This window comes from Chitinophaga sp. S165 (assembly GCF_003182155.1).
Classification (GTDB): Bacteria; Bacteroidota; Bacteroidia; order Chitinophagales; family Chitinophagaceae; genus Chitinophaga.
Window position 1 is genome coordinate 1,267,037 of the sequence record NZ_QGTG01000002.1, and the last position, 22,616, is coordinate 1,289,652.

Annotated in this window: 17 protein-coding genes and 1 tRNA gene; 7 read left to right on the forward strand and 11 right to left on the reverse strand. The window is 45.5% G+C overall.

Annotated elements, in window-relative coordinates; all coding sequences use genetic code 11:
- The first annotated feature begins 116 nt into the window (after positions 1-116).
- Complete coding sequence (locus C7475_RS13400; protein ID WP_110053843.1) at positions 117-668, forward strand: dihydrofolate reductase family protein; 552 nt, start codon at positions 117-119, stop codon at positions 666-668.
- 131 nt (positions 669-799) lie between these two features.
- Here C7475_RS13400 and C7475_RS13405 read toward each other — a convergent pair.
- The 3 genes from C7475_RS13405 to C7475_RS13415 all read right to left on the reverse strand — a co-directional run bounded on the left by C7475_RS13405 (position 800) and on the right by C7475_RS13415 (position 2,806).
- Positions 800-886: transfer RNA gene (locus tag C7475_RS13405), tRNA-Ser, on the reverse strand.
- Between the two features lie 60 nt (positions 887-946).
- Positions 947-1,990, reverse strand: a complete 1,044-nt coding sequence (locus C7475_RS13410) for an asparaginase (RefSeq protein ID WP_110053844.1) — start codon at positions 1,988-1,990, stop codon at positions 947-949.
- Between the two features lie 45 nt (positions 1,991-2,035).
- Positions 2,036-2,806, reverse strand: coding sequence for a TatD family hydrolase (locus C7475_RS13415; RefSeq protein WP_110053845.1), 771 nt, complete (start codon positions 2,804-2,806; stop codon positions 2,036-2,038).
- Between the two features lie 126 nt (positions 2,807-2,932).
- On the opposite strand from C7475_RS13415, the gene C7475_RS13420 reads away from it, so the two are divergent.
- On the forward strand, positions 2,933-3,826 hold the full coding sequence (locus tag C7475_RS13420) for a hypothetical protein (RefSeq protein WP_110053846.1): 894 nt from the start codon (positions 2,933-2,935) through the stop codon (positions 3,824-3,826).
- A gap of 64 nt (positions 3,827-3,890) precedes the next feature.
- On the opposite strand, the gene C7475_RS13425 is transcribed toward C7475_RS13420, so the two are convergent.
- On the reverse strand, positions 3,891-4,517 hold the full coding sequence (locus C7475_RS13425; RefSeq protein WP_110053847.1) for a polysaccharide deacetylase family protein: 627 nt from the start codon (positions 4,515-4,517) through the stop codon (positions 3,891-3,893).
- A 54-nt stretch (positions 4,518-4,571) separates the two neighbouring features.
- On the opposite strand from C7475_RS13425, the gene gltX reads away from it, so the two are divergent.
- Complete coding sequence (gltX, locus tag C7475_RS13430) at positions 4,572-6,104, forward strand: glutamate--tRNA ligase (RefSeq protein ID WP_110053848.1); 1,533 nt, start codon at positions 4,572-4,574, stop codon at positions 6,102-6,104.
- Positions 6,105-6,176: 72 nt separating this feature from the next.
- Here the strand turns inward: gltX and C7475_RS13435 are convergent, their stop codons facing one another.
- The gene (locus tag C7475_RS13435; RefSeq protein WP_110053849.1) at positions 6,177-7,844 is read right to left on the reverse strand and encodes a glutamine--tRNA ligase/YqeY domain fusion protein; all 1,668 of its coding nucleotides are present in this window, start codon (positions 7,842-7,844) and stop codon (positions 6,177-6,179) included.
- 136 nt (positions 7,845-7,980) lie between these two features.
- Here C7475_RS13435 and C7475_RS13440 point away from each other — a divergent pair, with 136 nt between their 5' ends.
- The 4 genes from C7475_RS13440 to fumC all read left to right on the forward strand — a co-directional run bounded on the left by C7475_RS13440 (position 7,981) and on the right by fumC (position 12,058).
- A complete protein-coding gene (locus tag C7475_RS13440; RefSeq protein WP_110053850.1) occupies positions 7,981-8,400 on the forward strand; it encodes a cobalamin B12-binding domain-containing protein in 420 nt (139 codons plus the stop codon).
- A gap of 86 nt (positions 8,401-8,486) precedes the next feature.
- Positions 8,487-9,287, forward strand: coding sequence for an outer membrane beta-barrel protein (locus C7475_RS13445; protein WP_110053851.1), 801 nt, complete (start codon positions 8,487-8,489; stop codon positions 9,285-9,287).
- 433 nt (positions 9,288-9,720) lie between these two features.
- Positions 9,721-10,497, forward strand: coding sequence for an enoyl-CoA hydratase/isomerase family protein (locus C7475_RS13455; RefSeq protein ID WP_110053853.1), 777 nt, complete (start codon positions 9,721-9,723; stop codon positions 10,495-10,497).
- Positions 10,498-10,657: 160 nt separating this feature from the next.
- Positions 10,658-12,058, forward strand: a complete 1,401-nt coding sequence (fumC, locus tag C7475_RS13460; protein WP_110053854.1) for a class II fumarate hydratase — start codon at positions 10,658-10,660, stop codon at positions 12,056-12,058.
- Positions 12,059-12,141: 83 nt separating this feature from the next.
- On the opposite strand, the gene C7475_RS13465 is transcribed toward fumC, so the two are convergent.
- From C7475_RS13465 to gldF, 6 genes are all read right to left on the reverse strand, one after another.
- Positions 12,142-13,149: a sulfite exporter TauE/SafE family protein gene (locus C7475_RS13465; protein ID WP_199236219.1), complete on the reverse strand. Its 1,008-nt coding sequence runs from the start codon at positions 13,147-13,149 to the stop codon at positions 12,142-12,144.
- A gap of 210 nt (positions 13,150-13,359) precedes the next feature.
- Complete coding sequence (locus C7475_RS13470) at positions 13,360-16,233, reverse strand: TonB-dependent receptor domain-containing protein (RefSeq protein WP_110053855.1); 2,874 nt, start codon at positions 16,231-16,233, stop codon at positions 13,360-13,362.
- Positions 16,234-16,519: 286 nt separating this feature from the next.
- The gene (locus tag C7475_RS13475) at positions 16,520-17,170 is read right to left on the reverse strand and encodes a lipoprotein signal peptidase (RefSeq protein WP_110053856.1); all 651 of its coding nucleotides are present in this window, start codon (positions 17,168-17,170) and stop codon (positions 16,520-16,522) included.
- Between the two features lie 53 nt (positions 17,171-17,223).
- Positions 17,224-19,728, reverse strand: a complete 2,505-nt coding sequence (locus C7475_RS13480; protein ID WP_110053857.1) for a bifunctional UDP-N-acetylmuramoyl-tripeptide:D-alanyl-D-alanine ligase/alanine racemase — start codon at positions 19,726-19,728, stop codon at positions 17,224-17,226.
- A gap of 383 nt (positions 19,729-20,111) precedes the next feature.
- Positions 20,112-21,812 (reverse strand): gliding motility-associated ABC transporter substrate-binding protein GldG, encoded by a 1,701-nt coding sequence (gldG, locus tag C7475_RS13485; RefSeq protein WP_110053858.1) that lies wholly within the window; start codon positions 21,810-21,812, stop codon positions 20,112-20,114.
- A 17-nt stretch (positions 21,813-21,829) separates the two neighbouring features.
- Positions 21,830-22,564: a gliding motility-associated ABC transporter permease subunit GldF gene (gene gldF, locus C7475_RS13490; RefSeq protein ID WP_110053859.1), complete on the reverse strand. Its 735-nt coding sequence runs from the start codon at positions 22,562-22,564 to the stop codon at positions 21,830-21,832.
- Between the last annotated feature and the right edge of the window lie 52 nt (positions 22,565-22,616).

Genomic DNA, 22,616 nt, shown 5'->3' on the forward strand with positions numbered 1-22,616 from the left:
TTTTTCAACGCCAACTTTGGCACAAATGCCCTCTTTTTTGTCGCAGATCCACCGTATGCCATTTAATGTGAGTTCTTATTTTTGACTTATATTTAAATTAAAACAAGGCCAATAAAATGAGAAGTGTAACATTTGCTATGAATATTAGTTTAGATGGCTGTTGTGATCACACTGCTTTCGCTCCCGATGAAGGGCTTCATGACTATTTCACAAGATTGATGAATGATGTCGACCTTATTTTTTTCGGTCGTGTCATGTATCAGTTAATGTTTCCTTATTGGGCCGATGTAGCGAAAAATCGATCCGGCACAGAAGACGAAATTAGATTTGGACAAAGGTTGACGGCTATCGATAAAGTTGTTGTTTCGCGATCATTAGACAGTGCAGCAGAAAATACGCGGATTGTTCGTGGCAACCCTGCAGAAGAACTCCTTAAACTGAAACAACAACCCGGGAAAAAAATTTCGGTAGACAGTGTGAGTATGCTTCCTGAATTGATAGCGGCAGGCCTTATTGATGAATTTCATCTAGTGGTCCATCCGGTAATTGTGGGGAAAGGAAGACAATTGCTGGATGCCGGCAGCCTTCAGGAAAAGCTGGATTTAAAGTTGGTTGATACGTTAGTTTTCAAATCGGGATGTGTGGCACTGCATTATTTAAAAAAATGACTGAAGGCATCTTGCAGCCATTGAGTAAACAAGCGATCTGTATTGTGCCAAACCGCTATTCGGTTAAGTTAGATAAAAACAAAAATGGGGCTGTCTCAATTACTTTTGAGACAGTCCCATTAAACTTTTAGCGGAGAAGAAGGGATTCGAACCCTTGAAACCCTTTCGAGTTTACACACTTTCCAGGCGTGCCAGTTCAACCACTCCTGCACTTCTCCGGTTGATTTTAATTCAGGGTTGCAAAGATATTGCTTTCCCCTGTATTATCAAAAATAAATTTATATAGTCTCCCAGTCGTGGGTATTCGTCGTTAATTCTCCCCTCAGAGGAGCCTCGATCATCGCTTTGGTAGCTTCGAGGTCCAGGTTCTGGCCTAGTACGAACATCAGTTTTGTAATGGCCGCTTCGAAGGTCATATCATGTCCGCTGATCACACCTATTTGCTGCAGGGGTTGGCTTGTCTCATATTTTCCCAGTTCAACAGATCCACCGTCACATTGTGTGATATCCACGATCACCACGCCTTTGTCAATAGCCTTTTTAAGGCTCTCAATGAACCAGGGCTGGGTGTTGGTATTACCGCTACCGAATGTTTCCAAAATAACGCCCCGGAGGCCTGTTACGTTGAGTATTGCTTCCACTGCCTTGCGGGTAATGCCTGGGAACATCTTCAGAACGGTCACATTATCGTCCAGGTGCTTATGGACTTTCAACGGTTTTTCCGGAGAGGGTAATACTACCTGCGTTTTGTACTTGATGTCAATTCCTGCTTCTGCCAGCGGGGGGTAGTTCATTGAGTAGAACGCTTCGAACTTTTCGGCGTTATACTTCTTGGAACGGTTACCCCGGAAGAGAGCGAAGTCGAAATATATACATACCTCCGGTACGACTACCTGACCATTGTGGCGGGTAGCGGCTATTTCCATGGCGGTAATGATATTCTCTTTAGCGTCGGTACGGATCTTGCCGATGGGCAGCTGTGACCCGGTCAGGATGACTGGCTTAGACAGGTTCTCCAGCATAAAACTTAATGCTGAAGCCGTGAAAGACATGGTGTCAGAACCATGCAGGATAACAAAACCGTCGTACCGGTCATACCGGTCTTCTATGATAGAGGCTATTTCCACCCATATCTCCGGTTGCATATCTGAAGAATCGATAGGAGGATTGAAGGCGTATACGTAAAAGTCAATCCCCATCCGGTATAATTCAGGAAGATTGTTACGTATTTCATTAAACCCGATAGGACGCAAGGCTTTGGTTTTCTCGTCGTAGATCATCCCAACTGTGCCCCCTGTATAAATAATCAGGATTTTACTCATTGATGCTGCTGTTCCAAATTGCCTGCAAATGTACCGCCTAAAAGGTTAGTGTGTTTTGAATAATTTAAGCGCGTTGTTTGTTGTAATTGCAGCTACATCCGCTATTTTTAGATTTTTTACATCTGCTATCTTTTCACCGATCAGCGGAATGTAGGCGCTTTCATTCCTTTTTCCGCGATACGGTACGGGGGCCAGGTAAGGCGCATCGGTTTCCAGCACGATGTATTGCATGTCTATATCTTCCAGGATCTTATCCAGTCCGGACTTCTTGAATGTTACTACTCCTCCGATGCCCAGGTAAAAGCCCAGATCAATGATCTCTTTTGCTTCTTCCAAAGTGCCTGAGAAGCAATGGAAGACGCCTGACAACCGGCCGTCCTGTAAAGCTTTTACTTCGTCGATGCATTCGCGGGTGCTTTCCCTGCTATGGATGGCAACCGGCAGACTATACTCTCTGGCCATTTCCAGCTGACTGCGAAAGGCCTTGTACTGCTGTTCCCGGTAAGTGGTGTCCCAATAAAAATCAAGCCCGATCTCTCCAATGGCTTTGAATGGCCTCTTTGCCAGCCATTCCCGTACCACGGCCAGCTCCTGTTCTACGTTCTCATTGATGTAACAGGGGTGTACGCCCATCATGGCGAAGCAGTTTTCAGGGAATTGGTCTTCCAAAGCCAGCATGCCATCTATAGAAGTACTATCAATGTTTGGGAGGTATAACCTGGATACGCCCGCTGTCAACGCCCGCTCCACCATTGCTGTCCTGTCTGCCGAAAAGTCCTCCCCATACAGATGGGCATGTGTGTCAATCCAGTTCATTTATAAGATATTAAATATTTTTATTGGATTTGTAAAAATATTATATTTGTATAATATTTATATTTTAGCTAAATCCGTACATACAAAAGTACGGCCGGAAAACCTCATTTAAAACTATACTATTCTATGAAAGGCTACTTTTGCTTTAACCGTATCTTCGCAGGTGTCATAGTCCTGCTATTGATGGTAACCTTATTCTTCGCCTGTACCAAATCGGCTACAGATACTGCCGATATCGATACTAATAAAGGCGATAATGCAACGATCACTGCTGCTGCTGACCAGGCGGTTGTAAGCGGGATATACGATGATCTCTTTGGTATCGCGCTGGAGATAGGTGCAGACGCTGGTTATAATGAAACCGGCCGCAAAGCTGCCATTGATAAATTAAGCGCAAAATTAGGGATCGGCTGCTTCAACTACGATATTGATGATGTGATGGATGACCAATGGCCTAAAACCATTCTGCTCCGTTTTGGCGCAGGTTGTGCAGATAACACCGGCCGTGTACGTGCAGGTAATATCCAGATTATTTTCAGCGGTTATTTCTTCTATCCTGGTTCCGTGATCACTATCAAACCATTGACCTACACTGTAAATAATGTGAAGGTTACCGGTACCAAGACCATCACCAATGTCAGCACCGGCAGTTTATATAAATACACTTCTGTTGTGACCGACGGTACTGTGACACTTGATTCAGTAATGGTAAGCTTCATCAGCAATACTACACTTACCCAGACTTCAGGTACCGCTACCCTGGGAGATGTAACTGATGATATCTTCAAGATCACCGGTACGGATTCCCTGGTATATCCCGGAGGTATTGGCGCTTCTATTGTTGTAAATGAAGCAGATGCACTGGAAAGACAAGTAGAGTGCCCATGGATCGGTAAAGGTAAAGCGCTGGTTACCGTAAATGGTGTTAGTGCTACGATCAACTATGGTAATGGTATCTGTGATGATTCAGCTACTATTGACCTGGGTGATAAGATCAAAGCCATCAAATTGCCTAAATAAGCAATAATAATTCATAAAGAAAGCCCGGGCATATCACCCGGGCTTTTCTATTTTTAGTTATGTTCTAGTAAGGGATCGCTTCCATGTTCAGCTGCTGTTTCCTGAAGTACTCGAGTACACGTGGGAGGGCATACTCCAGCCGGTCCCACGCCTTCGTACTGTCATGGAAGACTATAATAGACCCTGCCTTTGCCTTGAACACTACATTCTGCACACAGTCTTCTCCGCTTCTTTCCGTATCGAAATCAGCACTTAATACATCCCACATGATGACCTGTGCATTTGGAATGACCTTTTTCAGGTGTTTGATCTGAAAAGGAGTGATTCGCCCGTAGGGAGGCCTGAATAAAGGGGAATTGACATATTTCCGGGCTTCGAGGATATTCTCAATATATTTCTCCGTCCCTGTTTTCCAGCCGTTAAGGTGGTTATGGGTATGGTTGCCTGTATGATGTCCTTCTTCCAGGATCTGCTGATAGATCTGAGGATGATCAATAACGTTTTTACCTATACAAAAGAAAGTAGCTTTCGCTTCGTATTTACGGAGCTGTTCCAGCACGAATGGAGTGGCCGTAGGATGGGGGCCGTCATCGAATGTCAGATATACGGATGGCCTGGCCGGGGAAAAGTTCCAGGTGCAGCTTTTATACAGTGCTTTTAGCAATGCAGGTGTTTTCGTAAGATAAAACATGGATGTAGAGATTGAAAAATAAAGGTAGCTAAAATCTTTCTTTACCTTTGCGCCATGCAACAACAGAAAGTAAGGGTACGCTTTGCGCCCAGTCCAACAGGTGGCCTGCACCTCGGAGGTGTACGCACGGTTCTATTCAATTATTTATTTGCAAAGCAGCACAACGGTGAGTTTGTGTTGAGGATTGAAGATACAGACCAGACCCGCTACGTGCCTGGCGCGGAAGAATATATCATAGAGTGCCTTCGCTGGTGCGGATTGAACCCGGATGAGGGTCCGCACGTAGGTGGCCCCTATGCTCCCTATCGCCAGAGTGAACGTAAAGCGCAGTACCGCCAGTATGCCGAACAGCTTGTGAAAGATGGCTATGCTTATTATGCTTTTGATACTCCCGAGGAACTGGAGGAAATGCGCGCTAAACTGAAAACTGCGGAGAACCCTAATCCGCAATATAATGCTGCCGCCCGCCAGCAGATGCGTAATTCCATCAGCCTGCCTGCCGAAGAAACTGCCAACCTGATTGAGAAAGGTACACCACACGTAATTCGTATCAAGATGCCACAAAATGAAGAAGTTGGCTTTACTGATATGATCCGCGGACATGTACAGTTCAACACCAGTACTGTTGATGATAAAGTGTTGCTGAAAGCTGACGGTATGCCTACTTATCACCTCGCAGTGGTGGTAGATGATTACCTGATGAAGATCACCCATGCTTTCCGTGGCGAAGAATGGCTACCTTCTGCGCCTGTACATCTTCTGTTATGGAAATACCTGGGATGGGAAGCACAGATGCCTAACTGGGCTCACCTGCCGCTGATCCTGAAGCCGGATGGCAATGGTAAGCTGAGCAAACGTGATGGCGACAGATTAGGTTTCCCGGTGTATGCCATGAACTGGACAGACCCTAAGAGTAATGAAATGACCAAAGGCTTCCGTGAGCTCGGTTTCCTGCCTGAGGCATTTGTGAATATGCTGGCCATGATCGGCTGGAATGACGGCTCCGGTCAGGAGATCTTTACTATCGAAGAACTGATCGAACGTTTCTCCATCGATCGTGTACATAAAGCCGGTGCTAAGTTCGATTTCGACAAGGCAAAATGGTTCAATCACCAATACCTGCTGCAGGCAAATAACGACCGTTTAGCGGAGTTGTTTGCTCCTGTATTGAAAGAGAAAGACGTAAATGCATCCCTGGAATACGTGGCGAAAATAGCCGGCCTGGTAAAGGAACGCTGCAACTTCGTGAACGATATCTGGGAACATGCTTTCTTCTTCTTCCAGCAGCCTGAAAGCTTTGATGTTGCAGCTGTAAAGCCTAAGTGGAATGACGATAAGACACAGTTTTTCCGTGACTGGGCGGGTGTAGTAGAAGATCATGCGGAGTTCACAGCAGTATCTTTGGAAGAGAGCTTTAAAACACTGGCGGCATCTAAGAATATTAAACCGGGAGAATTGCAACTGCCTTTCCGTATCATGTTATGCGGTGGTAAGTTCGGTCCTCCGGTGTTCAATATTGCAGAGACGCTGGGTAAACATGAGACTATTGCAAGGATCATTAAAGGCCTGGATGCAATCAATGCATAAGGTGTATTACTATAAAAAATAAGCCGTATCAATTGATACGGCTTATTTTTTTATGAATGCATTTATTATTGATTATCCTTTCTTCGCCTCTTTCGCCCAGGTATCCTTCAACGTTACAGTACGGTTGAATACCAGCTTGTCAGCAGTACTATCCGTGTCCACATTGAAATAACCTTTACGCAGGAACTGGAAGCGATCACCTGGCTTGGCTTTCAGTAAGCTAGGCTCGATATAAGCATTCTTAATGACCTGCAAAGAATCGGGATTGATATACGATTTGAAATCACCTTCTTCATTGCCCGGATCTTCTACTTTGAACAGACGATCGTACAGTCTTACCTCTGCAGTAGCCGCATGTGCAGCACTTACCCAGTGGATGGTGCCTTTCACATTCAGTCCGGTAGTATCTCCACCGCTTTTGCTTTCAGGGAAGTATGTTGCGTAGATGGTAGTGATATTACCATCGGCATCTTTCTCAAAGCTTTCGCCTTTGATGATGTAGGCATTTTTCAGACGTACCACTAAACCTCGTCCCAGACGGAAGAACTTCTTAGGAGGCTCTTCCATGAAGTCTTCACGCTCAATGTACAGGGTATTGCTGAATGGCAATGTACGTGTACCGCTATTCGGATCTTCTGGATTATTCTCAGCGGTCATTTCTTCTACCTGATCTGCCGGATAGTTAGTGATCACCAGTTTCACCGGGTCCAATACTGCCATCACACGATTAGCTGTTTTGTTCAGCTCTTCGCGGATACAGAATTCCAGCAGGCTCACGTCAATCATGTTATCACGTTTCTGTACACCAATGCGTTCACAGAATGCACGGATGCTGGCAGCTGTGTAACCACGGCGGCGCAGACCGCTGATAGTGGGCATACGTGGATCATCCCAGCCGCTAACGTATTTCTCATTCACCAGCTGTAACAGTTTACGTTTGCTCATTACCGTATAGGTAAGATTTAAACGTGCAAACTCGTACTGGTGAGATGGGAATATTGCCAGTTGCTCGATGAACCAGTTGTACAGCGGACGGTGCGGAATAAACTCAAGCGTACAAACGGAATGCGTAATGTTTTCGATGCTGTCGCTCTGACCATGGGCAAAGTCATACATCGGATATATACACCAGCTATCACCGGTACGATGGTGATGAGCATGTTTGATACGATAGATGATCGGATCGCGCATATGCATGTTGGGAGACGCCAGGTCTACCTTTGCGCGCAATACTTTCTCTCCGTCTTTGAACTCTCCCTTACGCATACGTGCAAACAGGTCGAGGTTCTCCTCGATACTGCGGTTACGGTAAGGAGTGCCTTTACCGGGTTCAGTAGGTGTTCCTTTGGAAATCGCGATCTCCTCCGGAGTGGAATCATCTACATAGGCCAGTCCATTCTTTATCAGTTGTACAGCGAAGTTGTATATCTGTTCGAAATAATCGGACGCATACAGTTCCTGGGCCCACTCAAAACCCAGCCATTGGATGTCGGCTTTAATGGAATCCACATATTCAGTATCCTCCGTAACGGGATTTGTATCGTCAAAACGGAGGTTGGTTTTACCATTGTACTTCTGTGCAAGGCCAAAGTTGAGGCAGATGGATTTGGCATGCCCGATATGCAGGTAGCCATTTGGTTCGGGAGGGAAGCGTGTATGCACCCTGCCGCCATTAACTCCGTTGGCAATGTCCTCTTCTACGATCTGTTCCAGAAAATTGAGGGTCCTTTCTTCGCTCATAAAGTTTAATATATTTCGGACGGCAAAGGTAGTGAAAAGTCCACAGACCGGATCAGGAAGTAAGGGCAGGATTGGTCGCAGCCGGTGGTAGACTGATCAAAAAACTTATATTTACAAACTTAACAACCTGTAGATTATGGTCAACCCCCTACAACGTCCTGTACGTGTGCTGGTGGCTAAAGTCGGACTGGACGGTCATGACAGAGGCGCCAAAGTGATTGCAGCAGCCCTGAGGGATGCCGGTATGGAAGTGATCTATACCGGACTGCGTCAGACCCCCGAAATGGTGGTCAGCGCAGCACTCCAGGAAGATGTGGACGCTATCGGCGTTAGCATCCTGTCGGGCGCACACATGACGGTTTTTCCACGTATTATGACCCTTATGAAAGAAAAAGGGATGGATGATGTATTACTTACCGGTGGCGGCATCATACCGGAAACCGATATGTCGGAACTGAATGAGATCGGCGTTGGAAAACTCTTTCCTCCCGGTACCCGTACAGAAGATATTGCCACGTATATCACAGATTGGGTCGCAGCCCACAGGAATTTCTAAAAATCAGCCACGTTTTGAAACCTTTTTCCTGCCCGGTCGTCTTTGTATAATATATAGGACCACCCGATTAAAACAGAACCAGATATATGAAACGGAAACTCTACCTGATCCCATTGCTGCTTTGTTTGTTGCAGTTAAACGCATTCTCCCAGGATAAGGATACAGATACTACCAAAGCGAAATCTGTATGGAAGAAGATGATATTGAGCCGGTATCCGCCTCATAGCCATAGCAAACGCCCATATATTACCTGGGGCGGAGATGGCCCCCTGTTATCTTTCAGTGATGAGATCAGGGATGCGGGCAGCCGGGTACATAACATCCCCCGGTTTACTTTCTTTTTTAATGTCGGCCATAACTTTAACTATGACTTTGGGCGAAACTTCGGCATTTTTACCGGGTTGAACCTCAAGAATATAGGGCTTATCACAAAAGACGACAAAGACTCCGTAAAGCTGAAACGCCGTGTATACACACTGGGTATACCGTTGGGTTTCAAGATCGGCGACCTGAGAAGAGGTTCTTTCTTTTTCTTTGCCGGTGGATCTTATGACCTTGCCTTCAATTATAAAGAGAAGAAATTCATCAACGGAGATAAAAAGGAGAAGTTCAACGAATGGTTCAGCGATCGTACTCCATTGCTCATGCCTTCGCTGTTTGCAGGCCTGAGGATGAGTCCAGGTTTCGGACTGAAGGTGCAGTATTATCCTAATAACTTTTTCAATAAAGAATATAAGGAGTCATTGGTAGGAGGTACTACTACTCCATATAAAGACCTGAACGCTAAACTGTTCTTTGTAACGCTCAGTTATGACTTTGGCAGATGGCCTGATCATAAACACTGGAAAGAAAAGCATAAACGTTTTCAGCAACGCCACAAGAAGTAGCATTAAGGCACACGATGAGCTTCATTATAATACTACTTGATATAATGCCTGATAAGGCTTAAATTAGGAATGACGAATAATGTTAATGGATGTTTAACAGGTTATTCGTCATTCCCGATTTTTATCGTTTTTCCTATACTCCTGTATTATTTTAACATTCCGTAATAATCCTTTTTCCGCTTTTTCTTCGACCTTGCTTCGCCGTCGCTTGTTCTATGCGTCTTCTCCGCTTGTTCTACCCTTCTTCTCTGCTTGTTCTCTCAAATCAGATTTTCTTTGGGAATCCTTGCTGATAGCGTGTTTTCTGAGCTGGGTGCTGTTGCCGGCCTGGAAGGTGAGGTATATTATGTGCTTTTGTTGTAATGTTAAAATAATACCACCGGTTATTGTCAGAAAATAAAATAAATTAGTCCTCCAACAAAAACCGGATCTCATGTACAATACTATCAAAACTGAACTCACCGATAATATCCTCTTCATTTATATCAATCGACCTGATAAAATGAACGCCCTTAACCAGGAAGTCATGAAGGAGCTGGCGTTGGCGATAGACGAGGTATATACGAACAAGGAGATCAGGAGCGCAGTGATTACGGGCAAAGGTGAGAAAGCTTTTGTAGCGGGAGCTGATATTTCGGAATTCCTTGCCTTGTCTGATGAACAGGGTATGGAGCTGGCAAAGAAAGGGCAGGTAGTTTTCAAACATATTGAAGATTGCCCCAAACCTATTATTGCAGCAGTAAATGGTTTTGCGCTGGGTGGTGGGTGCGAGCTGGCAATGGCCTGCCATTTCAGGATAGCTGCAACCAATGCAAGATTCGGGCAACCGGAAGTTAACCTGGGATTAATTCCCGGATATGGAGGTACACAACGGTTAACCGCTCTTGTAGGCAAAGGAAAGGCGCTCGAAATGATGATGACCGGCGATATGATCAATGCGGAAGATGCATTGGCATGGGGCTTAGTCAATTATGTGGTAGCACCGGGCGATCTGCTGCTGAAATCGACCGAGCTTTTGCAGAAAATACATGCTAAAGCACCGCTGGCCATTGCTCGCGTGATCAAGTGCGCAAATGCCGCGTTGGACAATAGTGTAGATGGTTTTGAAATGGAGCTGAATGAGTTCGGCGCCTGTTTCGCTACAAAAGATCTGCAGGAAGGAGCCGAGGCATTTATCCAGAAAAGGGCACCGAGGTTTGTGGGGGAATAACAAGCACTCAATAGTCGTGTTTGTTTAAAGTGGCCGGATCAAACACATGGTTCCGGAAGGAAGCGTATATTTTATTTGTGTATAAACGACATTGAATTCCCGATTCGTAATTGATTTTTCGTAATTCATATGTACGTTTGTACCGCAAAAAATCAAGCATATGGAATATAGAATAGAGAAAGACACGATGGGCGAAGTGAAAGTACCTGTAGATGCTTACTATGGTGCTCAAACTCAACGTTCTATCGACAATTTCAAGATTGCTCAGGATATCAACAGGATGCCGAAGGAAATTATCAAGGCGTTTGCTTACCTGAAAAAAGCAGCTGCTTTGACTAACCTTGACGCTGGCGTACTGTCCCAGGAAAAAGCAACACTGATTGGTCAGGCTTGTGATGAAATACTGGCTGGTAAACTGGATAACGAATTCCCGCTGGTAGTTTGGCAGACCGGTTCAGGTACCCAGTCAAACATGAACGTGAATGAAGTGATAGCCTACCGTGCGCACGTGATCAACGGCGGTAAGCTGTCTGATAAAGATAAAGTGATACACCCGAATGACGATGTGAATAAATCACAGTCATCCAACGATACTTTTCCTACAGCTATGCACATTGCTGCATACAAAATGCTGATCGAGACCACTATTCCGGGTATCGAAAAGTTAAGGGATACCCTTGCTGCCAAAGCAGCTGCTTTCAAAAATGTTGTGAAGATCGGCCGTACCCACTTCATGGATGCTACGCCTCTTACGCTTGGACAAGAGATCAGCGGATATGTTTCTCAGCTGAACCACGGTCTGAAAGCAATCAAAAATACGCTTGAACACCTGAGCGAACTGGCTCTGGGCGGTACAGCAGTAGGTACTGGCATTAACACGCCAAAAGGCTATTCTGAGAATGTAGCAAAACATATTGCTACGCTGACAGGCCTGCCTTTCATCACCGCTGAAAACAAATTCGAAGCGCTGGCAGCACACGATGCTATTGTAGAAGCGCACGGTGCATTGAAAACTGTGGCCGTAAGCCTGATGAAGATCGCGAACGATATCCGTATGCTCAGCTCTGGCCCACGTTCCGGTATTGGGGAGCTTCACATCCCGGACAATGAGCCAGGTTCTTCTATCATGCCAGGTAAGGTAAACCCTACCCAATGTGAAGCACTGACTATGATCGCTGCGCAGGTACTGGGTAATGATGTGGCTATCAACATCGGCGGTGCTACCGGTCATTTTGAACTGAACGTGTTCAAGCCGGTAATGATCTACAACTTCCTGCACTCAGCCCGTCTGATCGGCGATGGTTGCGTAAGCTTCAATGATAAATGTGCTGTGGGTATCGAGCCAATAGAAGCGAACATTAAGAAGCACGTGGATAATTCCCTGATGCTGGTAACTGCACTGAATACGAAGATCGGTTACTACAAGGCAGCGGAGATCGCGCAGACAGCCCATAAAGAAGGTACTACCCTGAAAGAAATGGCAGTGAAACTGGGATATGTGAAACCAGAAGAATTTGATGCCTGGGTAAACCCGATCGATATGGTAGGTGAGATTAAGTAAGTATCTGCTCAAAGAGACAAAATAATAAACGGGTATCTATGCGAATAGATACCCGTTTATATTTAACCGGAAGCCGGTTTATATCAATGTGTGAGTGTAAGAATAATAGTGCGGAGGCTCAAGAGTATGATAAGTGAACCTACGAGGATCATCAACGGCTTACGTTTAATCTTTCTTACCAGAATAGCTGCAAAAGGAGAAGCGATCACACCGCCTATGATCAATCCTATAATAACCGGCCAGCCGGCAATTGCACCGAAAAGTAGGAACGTTCCTGCACTGGAAAGGGAGATAAAGAATTCTGCAGCATTTACAGAACCAATAGTATAATGTGCGGTACGGCCTTTGCTCAATAAGGTAGATGTTACGATTGGTCCCCAACCTCCGCCACCAAAAGAATCCATAAAGCCACCAAAGAATGCCAGGGAACCCAGACGTTTTGTTTTGCTTTTGGCCTTTTTAGGCAGGAATGCTTTCCGCAATACAATAGCGCCTAACACAAGCAGGTAAGCACTGATGAAAGGTTTTATATTCTCTTCCTTAAAGTAAGACAACCAGGGAACTCCACTTGACAGGGCGTTCATTTTAGAAAGCAGTAATGACCCGCTGACAGCACCGATCATACCAGGTACCAGGAGGTAGAGGAACAGTTTCTTGTTCACATTACCGAAGCGAAAATGGGAAATGCCTGATGCGCCGGTTGTGAATACCTCTGCCACGTGAACACTGGCACTTGCGATAGAAGGCGGAATGCCCAGTCCCAATAGCAATGAAGAAGATGTGGCGCCATACGCCATACCTAATGCTCCATCTACGGTCTGCGCCGCCAGGCCTACCAGTATATAGAACAGCAGTTCCTTTGTGAAGAGCGCCTGGGTAAACTCGAAAATCCGGGTATGCGTGGCCGCAGACGTATTATAATACGACAGAATTCCTATCCCGGCGACTGCTACAACGGCAATAATACCGATCAGCAACCACAAAGCCGGCTTACGTTGGTTCTCCTCATTGACAAGGTCAATCAGTATCTCCTGACGTTCTACCGTAGCGTACTTTTTTTCAAGTTGGTCTATCTCCTCGTTGTGCGACATGTATTACTTCAGTTATATAGTCTATAGATGTTATAGACTAAGGTAGGGCGAAATCATCGGATATCCAAATGCGGAGGATTAAAATGTGCGGAATAATCTTATAAATAGTGGAAAGGTCTGTAGCAAGGATAGAAAATCCACCGGAATAAAAAAGAAAACCCGCCGGTAGCAGCCAATTTGCCCGGCGGGTTCTTTTAATATTTTAATCGCTTATTTCTTGAAAGGCAGATCATATGTTATAGCAACATAATACAATCCTTTGATAGTCGGGCCGCCTACATACTGGAAATAGGAAGTATTGAAGATATTGGAACCACCAACTTTCACGGCAGTGTGCAGTTTAGGCAAACCGTAGGTTACCTGTGCATCTACTGTGCTGTAAGCAGGTACATCGCCATTACCGAACAGGTTCTGCCAGTAGAACTTCTCCTGCCAGTGCCATACCACATTGAAGCCCAGGTTTTTTGCCACTCTTCTGTTACCCAGGCTCACATTGGTGAACCATTTTGGCGTATTGAAGCCTGGGATCAGGGCGTCATCTTTGGTCTTGTCCTGTGCCAGCGCATTGTAGTTGGCATTACCACTGATGGTGAATGTTTTCAGGAAGTTGTAAGTAACACCCAGCGCAAAACCGTAGTTCTGAACAGTAGATTTACTGTTTGTCCATACACGATAGCGGTTCTGGAATTGTTTGTCATACATCTGCCTTAATACTTCCTGGGTAGGATTATTCACATTACCTGTTTGAGGTACAGCTACTTCTACCTGACCGATGAAGTTCTTGTAAGTATTGTAATATCCATCGATGTCTACAAACACCTTATTATCAAACAATACGCTCTTGTAGCCTACTTCGAATGATTGGATCTGTTCAGGTTTGATCGCTTCGAGGTTGGCCACTTTCAGTATATTGGCATTCCGTTGCTCCGCCTCATCCCTGGTCAGGGTAGGATCTGCATTGGTCGCTTTGTTCACTGCTGTAGTAAATGCTGTAGCGCTGGAGGTGAGGTAAGAATTCCTGAAATATCCCAGTCCTTCTTCTATGAAACCTAGTCCGCCTACACGTCTTACGCCGCCGTTGTTCACGAAGGAATAGGCTTCAAACAGGGAAGGAAAACGGAACCCGTTCTGCCAGGAAGCCCTGAAGTTATGACGCTGGTTAGGAGTAGTATACACTGCAGCTACACGTGGATTGAACTTTCCTTCGAACTGCTGGCTTTTGTCGAAACGGAGGGACGCAGTCAGTTTCAGCTGATCGTGAAACAGTACCTTGCTGCCCTGTACGAACCCACCGGTTTTTCCATACCAGATATTTTTGCCACCTGGTGTATTACGTTTATCCAATGGTTTGGTCAGGTCCACGAAGTTGTTACCATCAGGGATGATCTCGTAAGTACGGTAATCTGCTCCCACCAGTACATCCATGAAGTGAATGTATTTACGGAGGTTCCATGTACCTTCTGCATGATAGAAACGGCTCATCTGCAACAGGGCAGCGCCACCGCTTTTATTGGTACTGTCTTTGGATACAGGATAGATGTCCCAGTCATTAATGCTCTTGATCTTGGCCAGCTGGGCGTCAAAGGCCGCTGTACCTGGTGTCCAGCGACCAGCATCAGCGGCTGCACGTGCGGCCCTGTGAGCTTCAGCTATATTGCTGCCGCTTGCGTCCAGTGCATTATTCAGGGCTGTGGTATAATCGGCCTGCCATTTTTTATCTGTTTTGAAAGACTTCTCGAGGTTATCTGCCAGCGGGTTCATATTGTAGGAATCGCCGGTATTTTCAAGAGAAACGTAAGAGCGCAGCGTAAAATCCTGCCCAACTACTTCCACCTTATGATTCTGTACCACTACATTTTTCAGCCCGATACGGTTACCTCGCTGGAAGAATCCATCCATTTTACCTACACGGTAAGTATAGGACGCCTCAACTTTAGGAGTGATCTTATAATGCAGGGCACCGTCAAATTTCAGGTTCTTCACTTTATAATCACCTACCAGATCTTTCTCCCAGTAGCCGGTGCGGGATACGTTATAAGATTTGCCAAATTTGTCTGTAATAGGGAATGAGCTCTGGTCTGCATATTTGTTCCAGGCATCATTTGCTGTATTGTCAGCGCCGGTCAGCTGTGGGAAATCAGGATTCGCCTTGCTACCGGGATTGAAATCGTTATGGCTGTCGGCATACCAGTCAGTACCCTCCATGTAGGAGAAGTTCACTTTGAATGCCAGCTTTTTGCTGAGCGGCTGTGCATAACGTACGGATGTTTCTGAGATCGGTTTCGGAGAGTTGCCTTTACCGTCAAAGTGGTTGAAGGCAACTTTCTGGTATACACTAACACCCTGGTACTGGAAGGGATTTTTGGTAATAAGGTTTGACATGCCGTTCAGGGCGTTCATACCATATAATGCGGAAGAAGCACCAGGCGTCACCTCAATACTCAGTATATCCAGTTCAGTGGGGCCGATCGCATTTCCTAAAGGCACACCAAGTGTTGCGGCCTGGTTATCCACACCATCTATCAGCTGCATGAAACGAAAGTTATTCGGCACGTTGAAACCACGTGTATTGAAAACTTTGAAGGTCAGACCAGCGGTGGTCATCTGAACACCTTTCAGATTACCGATGGCGTCGTAGAAGGAAGCTGCCGGGGTTTCTTTCAGTGCTTTTACATCCAACTTTTCAATGGCTACCGGAGAGCGCATCAGTTTTTCCTGCTGACGGGAGGCTGATACTACTACCTCATTCACAAGTAGTGACTGTGTTACGAGCTGGAACTGGAGCCGGCTGTTGCTGTTTTTTACTTCAAATTCCTGGGTCTGATATCCCAGCAGGTGTACCTGCAGTTTAAGGGGGAATTTAGTGTTGGCAGTAATGTCGAAGCGTCCGGTGGTGTCTGTTTGTCCGCCGAAGGAAGTTCCCTTGATCTGAACAGTGGCGCCTATAAGCGGCTCTCCTCTGTCTCCGGTGATCTTACCGCCGATAATATAAGAGCCGTTCAGCTGTGCCTGGGCCAGTACAGGCAATAATAGTGTCAACAGCCATAGAAATGATATGCGAATAGTGCGTCTTTTTGCGGACATAACTATAGATTCTTAGTATTTGAATTGGTCTTGTAATTGAAATTGATCAGGCAAATGCCATTTCAGGTTGAATGGGGGAAAACTGTTTTTTTATGTTCAGCAACATCGTAAAGAAGTGATCATGCGTATTTTATTGGTGGTGAATACTATCTAATCCTCTATTATAACTATTAGTCTATCGGATTTGTGGACAAATGTAATACGGCAAATCAATTTTTCAAAGGGATAGGCAAAAAAAAGGCGGTCCCATTCTTGACGAAACCGCTCCTAAAAGTATCTTGAAAGCTTATTTTGTTACTGCAACTGGTTCTTTTTCAGTTGGTTGTTTTTCATTGTGCTTGTGAAAAAAACGTTTCTGAAATACCAGGATGGTGATTACCCCTACAGAGATAGCTGCATCTGCAATATTGAAGATCGGGTTGAAGAACACGAAATAATCGCCTCCCTTGAATGGGATCCAGGTAGGCAGATAGCCACGATAAACGGGGAAATACAGCATATCTACTACTTTCCCGTGGAAGAAGCCCGCATAGCCGCCACCTTTCGGCATGAAGGTAGCTACGTCGTAGAAGGTGGTCTCTGAGAATATCAGTCCATAGAACATGCTGTCGATCAGGTTACCGGCTGCACCAGCAAGGATAAGGGCGCCGCAGATCAGCAATCCGGTATGATGGCGTTGTTTTACCAGCGTACTCATATACTTAAAACCTACAACTACAGCAACAAGGCGGAAAAGCGTCAGTATTAGCTTGCCCCACTCTCCTCCCAGTTCCAGGCCATAGGCCATACCGGGATTTTCAGTGAAGTGAATGCGGAACCAGTTAGGAAAGATGATAAATTCCTGGTTAAAGTTCATATGTGTCTTTATCCAGAACTTCAGGGCCTGGTCCACCACCAGCACTAAGACAACAATCCAAATTACGTGACGATATTTCAAAGGGTAAAAATTTTATCAAAAATAATAATAATGCGCAAAATCGGAATTTCCGGTCATTCCTCGAAATATACCCGTTTCACACGCTGCGAAATTCCTGTTAATATTTCGTAAGGAATGGTGTCAGCCCATGCAGCTATTTGCTGTACAGGCAATTGCGCGCCGAATACGATCACTTCATCGCCTTCTGTCACATCGGGGATGTGGGTTACATCAAGCATCAGCATATCCATGGCCACAATGCCGGCCACTGGCGCGAGCTGTCCGCGTATGAGCATTTTTCCTTTCCCATTACTCAGTCGGCGGGGATAGCCATCTGCATAACCTATCCGTACTGTAGCTGTGACTGAGGGGCCTTTCGCCACCCATTTGGCTCCATAACCTACCGTTTCTCCGGTTGCAAGGTGTTTTACCTGGGCGACCGTCGTTTTCAAAGTACTGGCTGGTTTCAGTAGCTCCTGCATAGAAGCGGTGCTATCTACCCCATACATCCCGATACCCAGTCTTACCATATCCAGTTGCAGATCGGGGTGCCTTTCTATGGCCGCACTGTTGGAAATATGCCTGATCACGGCATAGCCCAGTGCTTTTTGGAGTTCATGACTCATTTCAAAGAATAAGCGCCCTTGTTGTCTTGTGAACTCGTCCATTGCCGGATCTTCACTTGCTGCCAGGTGACTGAATACCGAACTTACTTTAAGATATAAATTGTCATTGAGCAATCTTCCCAATTCAGGGATATCTTTCCGCTCAAAGCCCAGCCTGTGCATACCTGTGTCCAGTTTAATATGCACGGGGAAGCCGTTTTTACCGGCTAACTGTACTTCTTCTTCAAACTGCTTTAACAGGTGGAGGGAATATATTTCGGGTTCCAGGTTCCATTGAAGGATGGCGTCGAAAGAAGCTGGTTCAGGGTTCATCACCATAATCGGCATCGTAATGCCGGTCCTTCTTAATTCTACTCCTTCATCAGCATAAGCAACGGCAAGGTAATCTACACCATGGAACTGCAATAGATTTGCAATCTCAAAACTTCCACTGCCATAAGAAAAGGCTTTTACCATCGCCATCAGTTTGGTGGCAGGTTTCAGCCGGGATTGATATTGTTTTACATTATGTGCTACAGCGCTCAAATTAATTTCAAGGATGGTCTGATGCACTTTTTGTTCCAGCAGTTTGCCGATCCTTTCAAATTCAAACACACGTGCGCCTTTCAGCAGAATAGTTTCATGTTGGAAGTCCTGCTGGTTGAACTGCTGAATAAATTCTTCCGTTGTAAGAAAGAAACTGCTTTTCAGCCCCTGTACCTGCTGAAAGCTTTTTTTCTCTCTGAAAATATTTTTGCCAATCCCGATCACTTTGTTAATACCCTTCTGTTGCAGTAAGCTAGCTACTTCTTCATAAAGGGAAGCATCGCTTTTGCCGCTTTGTAGTATATCACTGAGTATGACCGTGCGGGTAGGATGTTGTTGCTGTTGTTGGAGGAATTCCAGTGCAATTGTCAATGAGCCGAGGTCGGAATTATAACTGTCATTAATAACAGAACAGTTATTAATGCCCTGCTTGAGTTCCAGGCGCATGGCAATATTGCCCAGCTGGTCCATCCGCTGTTGAATGATCTCCTGGCTCATTCCGAGGTGGATCATCAGCGCCCAGCAATGGATCGCATTCTCCACAGAGCCTTCATCCACAAAAGGGATACTGATGTGCAGCTGCTCATTCTGGTATAGCGCGTCTATTTGAGATCTGTTGTCACTCTTATTAACGCTGGTGATGCGGAGGTCGGCCTCTGTTTTACGGGACCAGGAAAATAGCTGTAACCCGCCTTCATGGCTGTCTTTCTTACCCACCAGGTTGTGGAAGTTAAGCACACACTCATTGAGGGCCAGGTAATCTTTACAATAGATCAGCAATTCGCTTTTGGAGAATAACACCAGCTTTTCATTGATCTTCTGCCTGATGTTCAGGAAGCCTTCATTATGCGCTTCTCCAATGTTGGTGAAAATGCCAATGGTAGGCCGGATGATCTTTTCCAGATGCTCCATTTCTCCCGGTTGCGAGATGCCGGCTTCGAAAATAGCCAGCTGGTGCTCGGGTTTCATTGGCCAAACGGACAAAGGAACGCCGATCTGGGAGTTGTAGCTTTTTGGGCTACGAACAATATTATAGTCTTTTTCCAGCAGCTGATATAACCATTCTTTTACGATGGTTTTACCATTGCTGCCGGTAATGCCGATCACCGGAATATGGAACTGCTGCCGATGGTAGGCCACCAGCGTATGCAGTGCGTGCATAGTATCTTTTACAAGGATGATGTTGGCTTTAGGATATTTTCCTGCAGGCACAGGTTCACTCACAATGAAATTGGAAACTCCTTTTTCATATAGTTCCGGAATATACTGGTGTGCATTGCGTCTGCTGCTGACCAATGGTATAAAAAGAGACGTTTCAGGAAAGCTCAGTTTCCGGCTGTCCAGCAAAATGTGTTCGATATCCGGGTTACCCGTCTGCTGCAATAGTTCACCTTTCAGCACCTTGCTGATACTTTCTGCGTTGTACACGTGTGGTTAAATTTTGATGTGAAAAGCTACCTGCTCTTCACTGCTTCCCTTAATGATTCCCGGGCGGCCGGGTATTAATTTTAAAAGTTGACTCTTTTATTTCAGGGGTTTAAGTAGCCGCTTTTAAATTTATCGCTGGGCAAATATATGGGGAATAGTCCATAGTCATAGACTTGAATCCATAGTTGCGTCCGTTGAAAGCAGGTTTGCAGACTATACCGGATAGTCTAAAGCTGTGATCGTTATAGGATATCGTCATATTTCTTCAACGCCGGGTGTCGGTTGTCTATTGTTTGTAAATCAATTATTTACAAACAATTATTGACTGACCGGTAGTTTAAGCAATATTAACTCCGATAACAAAGCAGCAGCTGATCTTACTGTTATATTTCGAACTTTCTTTGTCTGATAAACTGGAAAATGGCAGCAAATAATAAAACCAGCCCGATGGGGACGATGAAACAAATAGCCTGCCATTTGCTTTTCTCCTGTTTAACTTTTTCAGGATTCAGCAACCGTAATGTTAACTCCTTATTACGTGCATCCATGATGCTGGCGTTGTGGGTAAGATATCCGAGGGAATTAAGCAGGAATTCGCGGTTAGCATATACCATAGATTGATCGTAGAGGTTCACGCCCATTTGCAGCGGACCACTTTTTTGAGAGAAGGCATTTGTGATGACATCAGCATCACTTACTACGATCATTTTATTGATTGTGTCGCTATTATTCTTGAAAGGCTGACCAGATGCACGTTGAATAGCCTGGTGTGTATTTTCATCCAGTCTGTTACGGAACAGGGACGTGAACCGGCCTTCCAGCAGCACGGCCACAGGCAGGAATTGCCTGTTAAACTCACGACGGTTAGGTTTTACACGCAGGTTGTTCCAGCTGACCTCTATTGGTGAACTTACGCTGCGGCTGTTGGCCGATGTTGTAAGCAGTAATGTCTTGGTGATACCACCGCCTTTAACAGTATCTATTGAGCTTGCAAAATGGCTCAATACAAGGTCCAGGTTCTTTACAATAGGATGAGCGCCGGTGGGTGTCAGCAACGGAAAATAAGGGAATGCCAGTGGCTGCATCTGGCCAGTGCGGTCTACTACCTGTGGAACAAAATCACTCTGCATATCCTGTACAAGGTCCTGGTTGATACGCACACCGTAGCGGAACAATATATCTTCCAGGTTCAGGCCCTTATCAAACGCAATAAAGCTTTCCTGGTGCTGAAGGCTGTCTATGGAAGCATTCAATTCATCAATGAACCAAAGTACCTTACCACCATTCATTACATACTGATCGATTTTCAGCTTGTCTTCATCAGTAAACTTTGTTTGTGGTTTGGCAAAAACGATTGCGTCGAAGTCTTTCGGGATATAAGACACAGACTGGAGGGTAATGGTATCCAACAGGTAGTTGGTCTGCATAGTCGTGAGCAGATCATATACATCAGCGCCCAGCATCTCTCCGTTACCCAGCATGTATCCCACGAGCGGCGGTTGTTTCTGCTGCAATTGGTAAATGGCATTGGCGAACTGATATTCCAACAGGGACTCTGAGCTATTCATGGTCGCCTCCGGATTGAGGCCCCCCTGGTTCTTGAGCAGGTTGATGCCCACAGTTTTGGAGCCATAGTGCAATAAGGCGCCGGGGAAGATCAGTTTTTCAGAATATCCCTGGTTAGCGTCTTCCTGCACCTGCATGTTGAAGGGAATGATGCCTTTTTCTACAAGTGTTTGTTGAAAAGCAAGGCGGGCGGAATCTGATGATCCCTGACCAGGACTCTGGAAGGAGAACTGAACACGCTGACCTGCATATTCCCGGAATTCTTCCAGCAGCTCCTGGCTGGACTGAGCCAGCTGACGGAAACTGGCGGGATAATCGCCTTTCAGGAAGATCTCTATAGTAACGGTACTGTCTAACCCGCGGAGCAGGTTTTTGGTACCCGGAGTAAGTGTATATCTTTTTTCCGCGGTAAGGTCCCAGCGGGTATGAAAATAAGCTGCCAGTATATTAACCCCCACAAGTACACACACTACTACAATAGCCCGCTGCAAGTATTTTTTCCTTCTGTTGATAGCCACGAAACGAGTGTTTTAAATTAATCCCAGATCCTGCGTTGTAATGATAATCTTGTCAGGTAAAGCATCAAGCCGATCACGCTCAGGAAATATATAATATCCCTGCTGTCTATCACGCCACGGCTGATAGAGGTGTAGTGAAACTTGATACCGGCCATTTGCAGATAATAATCGGCGCCACCAGTGAAGGCAGGCACTTTGCTTAACGCATCAAAGCCGTTGTAAAATATGAAACAGGTGAAAATAGCGATGAGGAAGGCTACCACGGAATTGGTAGTCAGGGAGGATGACCATACGCCGATGGCGGTGAACACAGCTCCCAACAGGAATAAACCGGTATACGAGCCGGTCATGCCCCCGTTGTCAAGATTGGCCGGGTTCGCGCTCAACTGCCTGATAGCGATATAATAAACAATTGTTGGAATGAGTGAGATGAGCACGACCAGGAGCCCGGCAGAGAATTTTCCGATTACGATCTGCCACCAGCTTAAAGGTTTGGTGCTTAGTAGCTCCATAGTACCGGTTTTGAACTCGTCAGCAAAGCTGCGCATGGTAATAGCCGGAATAAGCAGTAAATATATCAGGGGAGCCAGTTCGAAAAGCGGATCAAGGTTGGCGTATCCATAGTCCAGTAAGCTGGTATCTGGAAAAACGAACAGCAACAGGCCATTAGCCAGTAAGAACAGGATGATGGCCACATATCCCGTAATGCTGCTGAAAAACTGGTGTATTTCCTTTTTAAAGATTGCTAGCATAGTGATACTGAAAGCACAAATATATATAATTAAAAATGATCAATTAGGAATT